Genomic DNA, 6,787 nt, shown 5'->3' on the forward strand with positions numbered 1-6,787 from the left:
ATCGGCGAAGCACGACGGCCCAGCCTGAACGACCGGCACCGCCACAGCAGCGCAACGGGTTCAGAGCGTAGCCGATTCCCGCGAACCGAGCGTGACGGCGCGGTAAAGTTGTGTGTCGCGCGGGCCAAATCGCACGATAGCCCGAACAACAAGCGCGCTACCGCAGCGGCGCAGCCGGCACTGAACGCCGCCAACCGCCCCAGCGTCACCCCTTCAGATGCCGCTGGGGCACGTGCTGCTGGCGCCACCAGCCAAAGGGCCCCAGCAACATCGACAGCGCGTACCACCCCCCCAGCACCAGCACGATGGTGGGGCTGGTCGGCCAGTCCCAGCGGTACGACAGCCACAAACCCGCCAACGACAGCGACATCGCTTGCGCCACGGCCAGCGCCAGCAGCGGTTGCAGGCGCCGCGCCCAAAAGCGCGCGCTGGCGGCCGGCAGCACCATCATGCCCACCGCCATCAGCGTGCCCAAGGCGTGGAAGGCCGCCACCAAGTTGACCACCACCAACGCCAAAAATCCGTGGTGGGCCATGCCTCCCCAACGGCTGACCCCACGCAAGAAGGCCGGATCGACGCATTCCATCACCAGCGGGCGCCACAGCAGCACCAGCCCCAGCCACGTCAGCCCAGCGACGGCAACCAGCAGTGCCAGCACCGACGCATCCAGCGCCAGCACCGAGCCGAACAACACGTGCAACACATCCACCGCACTGCCGCGCATCGACACCAGCGTCACGCCCAGCGCCAGCGACACCAGGTAAAACGCCGCCAAGGCCGCGTCCTCGCGCATCACGGTGTGGCGCGCCACCGCGGCCGCAGCGACTGCCACCAGCACGCCGCCGATGACACCCCCTAAGGTCATTGCCGGCAGCGACAGGCCTGCCAACAGATAGCCCACCGCCGCCCCGGGCAAGATGGCATGCGACATCGCGTCGCCCATCAGGCTCATGCGGCGCAGCATCAAAAACACCCCAACCGGGGCCGCGCCCAACGCCAGCAGCACGCAGCCCAGCGCCGCCCGCTGCATGAATTCGAACTCCAGGCCGGTGGCGCTCAGCAGCGCCTGCAGCATCCCATCAATGTCGCTGCCCATCGGGGGGTCCTCCCGTCACCGCTGATCGGCCTGCAGAAGCGGCATCGAGCTCGCACAGCTCGGCCTGTTCGTCAAACGCTTCTTGCAGATGTCGCGCGCGCAGCAAATTGGCCTCGCTGAGTACCTCCTCCGTTGGTCCATGCGCCACCAGCTCGCGCGCCAAGAGCGTGGTGGTGGGAAACACCGCGCGCACCAGGGCCAAATCGTGCAGCACGACAATCACGGTGCGCCCCTCATCGTGCCAGCGGCGCAGAATGCACAGCAACTCCTGCAGCGTGCGGGTGTCCACCCCGGTAAACGGTTCGTCCAACAGCACCACGGGCGCATCCTGCACGATCAGACGGGCGAACAGCGCACGCTGGAACTGCCCACCCGACAAGGTATCCAGGGTACGCCGTTCAAAGCCTTGCAGGCCGACCGATTCGATGGCCACCTGCACGCGGCGCCGCTGACCGGAAAGCGGCCGCCCCCAGGGACCCAGCTCGCGCCACAGGCCCATCGCCACCAGCTCGCGCACCGTCACCGGAAAGCTGCGGTCGACTTCGCTGATCTGGGGCAGATATGCCACCTCTGACGGGTGCACCCCATGGACTGCGCCGTGCATCGGACGCAGACGCCCGGCCACACACTTGAGCAAGGTGGACTTGCCCGCACCGTTGGGCCCAACGACGGCCGCCAGCGCCCCGCGGAGCCAGCGCAGGCTGACGTGATGCACGGCAGGGTGGCGCTCATACCCCGCGGTGAGGTCGAGCAACTCGATGGCGGCGGACTGGCCCATGAACGGCCGAGGAAAATGGCAGAAAAAAGGCCAGTCTTTTGGACTGGCCCTTGTATTTGGCGCGGCTGGCAGGATTCGAACCCACGACCCCTTGGTTCGTAGCCAAGTACTCTATCCAACTGAGCTACAGCCGCTTGCTGAAGCCCGCATTATACACGCAATTTCCACCTCCTTCGTCGGACTGCGCACGCCCCTGCGCGGGCCGCAGGTGAGGCACCGCGGCAGTCGGTGCCTGGCACCACGGCTACGCGGCCCCGCGGTCAACAGCACCGGCGGCGGATGCCGTGTTCGGACCTGCACGTCGCTGCCGAGACAGCCCGTCCCCGGCGAGGCCTGAACACGGGCGCGGACGCCGGGTGTGATCGTGGCGTTGGCGTACAGACGAATCATCACCAGCGAGCGCTCCCGAGGCTGCTGAACAATCCGCACATCGCATCGTAACAGACGACTCATGCACGCCGTCAAAGGTCTATCCAATCGTCCGGGACCTGAAAAATACCCGCGCAGCCACTCGCTCGGCCTTGCCTTCGATACTGCCGTTGGTTCACTCAAGCCCCTCGAATGCGACATCGAAACGACACCCACGCCACAATGGCACGGGCTCCTCTGACTCGGAGTCGAAAATTTCATCGACGCTCAACAGAGCATCGAAGTTAATCAGAACAACACTGGCAAAGTGACCAATAGTGCTTATATTAGCACAGCTGGCTGCAATCTCCTGCCAATTATCCGGTCGCTCAGCATAATCAGCTGGAAAGATCGCGGGGCGAACCACCACCCATTCCGGGCCCTTGGACTTGCCGACGAACCAAATAGAGGGAAAAACCTCGGGATCGCTATGCCAGGACATCAGCTTAAATCCCTTGTTTTCCAGATGGTCACGGACGACTTGCACGGCTACATCTTGAATCTCCCATGGCGACATCTCGATCTTCTCGTCGGTCACCAAAGCAACGGGATCGATTGGCCGTCTGGTGTCTGCATCCAACAAGCCCCAGCCCGCCATCGCTGCCACCCAGCCACCACCGAAAGGCACCTTCTTCATTGGCAAAATGCAGGCTCGACCATTGGCCATCTCGGCAGCATAAATAAATCCCTCAGGATTTCCGGGGCCTTGCACATTTCTATCAACGTCCTCGACACGAACGAAGAACAATTGATTACCCAGTCGAAACGATAGATGCTCCAGAAATGGCGGGTACGGGTGCGCGCGGAGCCATGATCGGATTCCCCCCCTCTACCTGTCTGTCCAAGTGAATGGCGGCAGCCTGCCAGCAAGGGAAGAATGCCTCGGACATCTGATCCATTTCAATTTCGTACATACTGGTCTTCCTCAACCCATTATAAACAAAGGTTCGCAATCAATTCGTTATCAGGTCCGGGGTTTGGCCTCCTTTCAAACCTACCATGCTCGATCCCATCGGCAGCCAAACAGGGCACGCTCGCGTTACGTGTTCAGACATGCCCGTATGCTGCCAATTGAAGTTATACCCACGTGGGCTGCGCCATTTCCTCAAAGCGTGTTCGCTAGGGGCATTACGCCTTCAGCGACCAGCAGCCCTTTGGGGAGCGAGCGACTCCCGAAGCGGGCGACCCGCAGGCGCTGAGGTAGCTGGTAGATGCGCACGTCGTCTTCGCGGTCGTTGATCATGTCGGCCAGAGCGTCGCGTATGCCCAGTATGCCGCGTGCGGTCTCGTAGCAGGCGTAAAGCGAGTATTGCACGGGGATGGCCACAGTCTTGGCGTAGCGGTGAATACGGACCAGACGCCTGGGGTCGGTGATATCGTAAGCAATGAGCCACATATGTTTTTCGTTTAGCGCCATTCTTCAAGAAGCTGTTTGAGGCGGCGATGCAGCCGAGCGAGGGCAGCGTGGGCGTGCTCGCCGAGGTTGGGGCCATGGGTATGCAGTACCGTCAGCATTGCCTTGTCGTCACCGTGCCAGCGTTCGGCCAGACCCCGCAACTCCAGCGCCAAGACAAGCCGAAATAGGTCGGTTATGTCGGCCGTAAGGTTGAGCGGTTTTCCGCCCAACCCCCAGTAAATGGGTTTAGCGCCGGCGTTTTGAACGTTTCTCAGAGCATAGGCGTAGAGGGCGCTATCGTAGATTGGCCCGGCGACAAACATCGGGGTTTCGCCCAGATAAACATAGCGACGCACGAGTTCGCCGTATTCCTGTACGTCGATCGGCCGGTCGCGTGCCCAGCTTGCTTGTTTCCAGGCGTGCAGGATGCGCATACGCTCGGCCCGCAGCCATTGCGCGTAATACACGAGGCCATCAGGGCGGTCGAGCAGCTCCTCGATCAGCGCATCGAGCCGCGAGGGGGCGCGTTGCACGGGGTACAGATAGGCGGACGGCTGGCCGTCGGCGGCCAGAAATAGGATGGGGATCCGCTCATCAATGCAGGCCCTGAGCGCTTGCGCCTGCCACGTCACGTTGAGTCCACTGACGATACGCGACAGCCGACCCAAGGGGTAGCGGTTGTCGGCTTGATGCGCGCGCTGCACAAGCAGGGCGGGGCCGTCGAGGCCAACACGAGTCGCCACGCGCCCTGGAAGGTACAACGGCAAGCGGCGTGGCGTAGGTACATTCCCGCCGGTTTGTGCACGGCTGGGCTTTTCGCTGCGTGCGGCGCACAAGCTCATGCTTCATCCTCTTCCAAAAATGGCGTGCCTTGCTGGCGGAAATACGCCGCAAGGCGGCGGCATTGCCTTTGCAGCAGGCGCCGGACTGGCTTGAAATGCGCCTCGTAGTGCTGATAGAACACCTCGCGCCCGGTCTTGCCCAGCAGGCAAGCCTGACCATCGCGGCTGAAGAGTTCGGCACGCAGCGTGCGGTTTTGGAATAGCCGCCACACCCACTGGTCAGCATGCGGCCGAAGAGGCTCGATAAGGTCGGAGGCGAGCGATTCGCGGCCGAAGGCAGGACGGTGATAAAAACCCAGCAACGGGTCAAGACCGGCCATGTGGGCAGCGCGCACGGCCTCGAAGTGCAGCAGGGTGTAGACAAGCGACAAACAGGCGTTGACCGGATCGCGTGGCGGGCGGCGGCTGCGGCCGGTAAAGCCAAGGCTAGGCGGGAACAAGACCGTCAAACCCTGAAAGTAGGCGCGTGCCGCTGCGCCTTCGAAGCCACGTAAGCGTTCCACGCTGGGTGGTTGCTGAGGCGAATCCATGTGGGAGCACAAATGCTCCAAGTCGGTCACGGCGCGCGCGAGCGGATAGTGGCAGTCTGGGCGCTTCGCCATAGCTTGCTTGAGTACGCGCACTTGTGCGCGGGTCTTGGCTGCGATTTGCCGTCTGGCCCACCAGGCGCACCAGGCTTGATCGAAGAGGCGCTGCGCCTGGGCGATACGAACTGCCGCGTCGTTATGCGCTGGCCCCAGCACGACGGCTAGGCGGCGGCTATGCCGTTTGGACAGCATGAGTACCGCCGTGCCGTTTTCTGCTAGGCGGGTGAGCACGCCAGCACTCAGCGAGAGATCACCTTGCAAGATGACCCGCTCCAGTAGCTTGATCGGCAAGCTGCCGCGCCGCTCGCCGTTCTCGTAGAAAGCCAGCGCCTGGCCATCGATGCGCAGCGCCAGGGCGCGGTTGTCAAGGACCAAGGTTGCCATGGCTTCAGCCCAGATAGAAGTGATCAGGATCGGCCGGGGTCTGGGCGCGTCCAAGGGTATGCACCCGCGAACGCGGATCGAGGCCGATGAGCAGGAAGCAATCGGCATCTTCGTCAAGCACCCGGGCAATGTCGTGCAAAAGGCGTTCTCGTTCAGCGTCGGTAAGAAAACATTCGTAAACAGATTTCTGCCCACCGGTGGCATGCCCCTTGACCAGTTCGAGCGACAGACGCAGCCGGCGCGCATCGGCAACGTCATAGGCTGCAAGGTAGAGAGAACGTTGGGTCATTGATCAACACTTTCGACGATGTACCGGCTCAAGCCGTGCTTTTCCAACAGATGATCAATGCGCAAAATGGTCCTTTCATCCGCAATGACATCCACCTCCAGGTCCAGCCCAACAAACTTCGCCAGCAGCGGCGTGTCATACAAGGCTTCCTCCACTGCCGGGTCCGACAGGCCAAACCGTGGCTGCGGAAAGTGAATGCGCAACAACTTCTCCACCGCTGACGGTGACCGCCCGCCTTTGGCTTCCGCCTTGAGCGCGTACGGCTCGATGAGCGCAGCCAGCTCTTTTGAGGACTGCACACGCTCCGTTGGCTCCAGATACGCGCGCTTGTGGGTACGCTGCGTGCGCAGCTCGTAACCCGTGGTCATCGTCGCCCCCAAGACTCATCTGCTCCATGTCGTTATTGCCTGATACCGAAAGGTAGAGTGGACGTCTCGCAGAGCATCCTTAAGAAACGCCATCAATAGGGCGATGGTTATTTTTCGTTCGCAAAGCTGTCATAGCCGGTAAATTCACGGTTGCCCGTGTATGCCCAGCGCTCCCGCTCAACACAGAATAAGCCAAACCTCAGGGTGGCACGCGGCGGCTCCAGCGGACTCGATCGCACGACCCGATTTTGTTTAGCGCCGATGAGGACGTCGCCGTCGAGTCGCAGGATCAGTTGTTCGGATAAGTTTTAGAACTGAAGACAGCCGACCAAGGCCCGCCCGGGTATCTCGTTCAGGCAGCATAAATTCTTTTCAAAAGCAGTTTTAAGGATGATGTAGTCGGGTTCACCAGAGCAGCTGGCGAACAAGGGGTATATTTGCAAGCGACCATCGCCGATGGACACACTCAAACTCAGGTTGTTCCGGGTGTGGCGTACGATTTCTGCGCTCATTAGTCGTCCCTGAAAAATTCATTTTCACGCCGCCCTTAGCCGCAGCTGGGCAGGGTTGGCGCCACTGGTCTCGGTTGGCCGCCGCTGGGCGAGCCACCGGCCGATGAGGCGCACGGCCGCAATGAGG

8 protein-coding genes, 1 tRNA gene and 1 pseudogene are annotated in these 6,787 nt (G+C 61.8%); all 10 read right to left on the minus strand.

Annotated elements, in window-relative coordinates; all coding sequences use genetic code 11:
• Positions 1 to 205 precede the first annotated feature (205 nt).
• The gene (locus Tchar_RS11140) at positions 206 to 1,096 is read right to left on the minus strand and encodes a metal ABC transporter permease (RefSeq protein WP_236640442.1); all 891 of its coding nucleotides are present in this window, start codon (positions 1,094 to 1,096) and stop codon (positions 206 to 208) included.
• Positions 1,080 to 1,874: a zinc ABC transporter ATP-binding protein AztA gene (gene aztA, locus Tchar_RS11145; RefSeq protein WP_144329084.1), complete on the minus strand. Its 795-nt coding sequence runs from the start codon at positions 1,872 to 1,874 to the stop codon at positions 1,080 to 1,082. Before aztA ends, Tchar_RS11140 begins: the two co-directional genes overlap by 17 nt.
• 57 nt (positions 1,875 to 1,931) lie before the next feature.
• A tRNA-Arg gene (locus tag Tchar_RS11150) sits at positions 1,932 to 2,008 on the minus strand.
• 410 nt (positions 2,009 to 2,418) lie between these two features.
• Positions 2,419 to 3,030, minus strand: coding sequence for a hypothetical protein (locus Tchar_RS11155; protein WP_144329085.1), 612 nt, complete (start codon positions 3,028 to 3,030; stop codon positions 2,419 to 2,421).
• Positions 3,031 to 3,387: 357 nt separating this feature from the next.
• Positions 3,388 to 3,678, minus strand: coding sequence for a CRISPR-associated endonuclease Cas2 (gene cas2, locus Tchar_RS11160; RefSeq protein ID WP_161595509.1), 291 nt, complete (start codon positions 3,676 to 3,678; stop codon positions 3,388 to 3,390).
• A gap of 11 nt (positions 3,679 to 3,689) precedes the next feature.
• A complete protein-coding gene (locus Tchar_RS11165) occupies positions 3,690 to 4,520 on the minus strand; it encodes a CRISPR-associated endonuclease Cas1 (RefSeq protein WP_144329087.1) in 831 nt (276 codons plus the stop codon).
• Entirely contained in the window at positions 4,517 to 5,545 is a 1,029-nt protein-coding gene (cas1, locus tag Tchar_RS11170; protein ID WP_201739359.1) for a CRISPR-associated endonuclease Cas1, read from the minus strand. The genes Tchar_RS11165 and cas1 overlap by 4 nt, the downstream gene beginning before the upstream one ends.
• Positions 5,496 to 5,780 carry a CRISPR-associated endonuclease Cas2 gene (locus Tchar_RS11175; protein ID WP_144329088.1) on the minus strand — a complete coding sequence of 95 codons (285 nt, stop codon included), beginning with the start codon at positions 5,778 to 5,780 and terminating at the stop codon, positions 5,496 to 5,498. The genes cas1 and Tchar_RS11175 overlap by 50 nt, the downstream gene beginning before the upstream one ends.
• Positions 5,777 to 6,148 carry a transposase gene (locus Tchar_RS11180; RefSeq protein WP_144329089.1) on the minus strand — a complete coding sequence of 124 codons (372 nt, stop codon included), beginning with the start codon at positions 6,146 to 6,148 and terminating at the stop codon, positions 5,777 to 5,779. Before Tchar_RS11180 ends, Tchar_RS11175 begins: the two co-directional genes overlap by 4 nt.
• A 107-nt stretch (positions 6,149 to 6,255) precedes the next feature.
• Positions 6,256 to 6,444, minus strand: a pseudogene (locus tag Tchar_RS14330) (ARPP-1 family domain-containing protein); the annotation flags it as partial.
• Positions 6,445 to 6,787: the final 343 nt, after the last annotated feature.

Source organism: Tepidimonas charontis, from assembly GCF_007556685.1.
Lineage (GTDB): Bacteria > Pseudomonadota > Gammaproteobacteria > Burkholderiales > Burkholderiaceae_C > Tepidimonas > Tepidimonas charontis.